Source organism: Streptomyces sp. NPDC053755 (genome assembly GCF_040677675.1).
GTDB lineage: Bacteria > Actinomycetota > Actinomycetes > Streptomycetales > Streptomycetaceae > Streptomyces.
Genome location: NZ_JBFASK010000081.1, coordinates 1 through 1,712, shown reverse-complemented (window position 1 = coordinate 1,712; position 1,712 = coordinate 1). Strand labels below are relative to the sequence as shown.

Genomic DNA, 1,712 nt, shown 5'->3' with positions numbered 1-1,712 from the left:
CGGCTGGCCGGGCGGCTCGACGACGCCACCGCCGACCGCCACCGCGCCGTCCTGGGCTCGCTCGGCCTGCCGCTGACCTACCGGGCCGACGCCTGGCCCGCGCTGCTGGAGGCCATGCGGGTCGACAAGAAGACCCGCGGCGACCTGCTGCGCTTCATCGTCCTCGACGGACCGGGGCCCGGCAGGCCCGGAGTCCTCGAGGGCCCCGGCCCCGACCTGCTCGCCACCGCGTACCGCGAGGTGTCCCCATGACCACCGTCCCCACCGCCCTCTCGGCCCGGATCCCCGGGTCCAAGAGCATCACCAACCGCGCCCTGCTGCTCGCCGCGGCCGCCGAGGGCACGACCGGCCTGCGGGCCCCGCTCGTCAGCGACGACACCCTCGCCTTCCGCACCGCGCTGACCGGCCTCGGCACCCCCGTCCGCGCCACCCCCGACGACAGCCGCTGGGACGTCACCGGCAGCGGCCGCGGCCCCCGCGGCACCGCCCGGGTCTGGTGCGCCGACGCGGGGACGGCGGCCCGCTTCCTGCCGCCGTTCGCGGCCACCGGCCGGGGCACGTTCACCTTCGACGGTTCGGCGCAGCTGCGCGCCCGCCCCCTCGCCCCGCTGACCGACGCGCTGACGCGCCTCGGCGCCCGGGTCCGCGGGGAGGAACCCGAAGGAGCGGAGCACCGGGCCGGAGAGCCGGGCCGGGGGAAGGGCACGCTGCCGCTGACGCTGGAGTCGGAGGGACTCGCCGGCGGCCGGATCACCCTGGACTCCTCGCTGAGCAGTCAGTACCTCACCGGTCTGCTGATGGCGGCGCCGCTCATGGACGCCGGTCTCACCGTCGAGGCGCGTGACCTCGTCAGCCGCCCGTACGTCGACATGACCCTCGCCCTGATGCGGCACTTCGGCGCCGAGGTGTCGGAGCGGGACGGCGCCATCGCCGTCGCCCCCGGCCGCTACCGGGCCGCCGACCTCGCCGTCGAACCCGACGCCTCGACAGCCTCCTACGTCTTCGCCGCCGCGGCCGTCACCGGTACGGCCGTCGCCGTGCCGGGTCTCGGCAGCGGCAGCCTCCAGGGCGATCTGCGCTTCGTCGACGCCCTGCGGCGGGCCGGCGCCCGGGTCGAGACCGGCGCGGGCGCGACGACCGTCACGGGCACGGCGGCCGACACGAGCGCGGCGAGCGGTGGGGCGCGGCTCCGCGGCGGCTTCACCCTCGACATGGGGCCGATCTCCGACACCTTCATGACCCTCGCGGCGATCGCCCCGCTCGCGGACGCGCCGATCACCATCACCGGCATCGCCCACGCCCGGCTGAAGGAGTCCGACCGGATCGCGGCCGTCGCGCAGAACCTCCGCGCCTGCGGCATCCGGGTCGAGGAGGGCCCCGACCGGATCACCGTGCACCCCGGCCTCCCGCGTCCCACGCGGATCGCCTGCCACCGGGACCACCGGATCGCCATGGCCTTCTCGGTGCTCGGCCTCGCGGTCCCGGGGACGATCACGCTGGACGACCCGGCGTGCGTGGCCAAGACGTTCCCGGGCTTCCACGACGAGATGGCCCGGCTGTTCCCTACGTACGCACAGGAGGAACTTCGGTGAGCAGGTTGCGTTGGCTGACAGCGGGGGAGTCGCACGGACCCGCGCTGGTCGCGACGTTGGAGGGGCTTCCCGCCGGCGTCCCGGTCACCACGGAGCTGGTGGCGGACCACCTCGCGCGGC

General features: G+C 76.1%; 2 protein-coding genes and 1 pseudogene. All 3 read left to right on the top strand.

Annotation, left to right across the window (positions count from 1 at the left end; translation table 11 throughout):
* Window positions 1-252 (top strand): annotated as a pseudogene (locus AB0K65_RS32295) (3-dehydroquinate synthase); the annotation flags it as partial.
* A complete protein-coding gene (gene aroA / locus AB0K65_RS32290) occupies window positions 249-1,592 on the top strand; it encodes a 3-phosphoshikimate 1-carboxyvinyltransferase (protein WP_365722860.1) in 1,344 nt (447 codons plus the stop codon). The pseudogene AB0K65_RS32295 and the gene aroA, both read left to right, overlap by 4 nt.
* The coding region (locus AB0K65_RS32285; RefSeq protein WP_365722862.1) for a chorismate synthase at window positions 1,589-1,712 on the top strand (124 nt) is incomplete at its 3' end. The genes aroA and AB0K65_RS32285, both read left to right, overlap by 4 nt.

Excerpts from the sequence above, each read along its gene's own strand:
- aroA (WP_365722860.1), top strand. The coding sequence starts at position 249 with ATGACCACCGTCCCCACCGCCCTCTCGGCCCGGATCCCCGGGTCCAAG.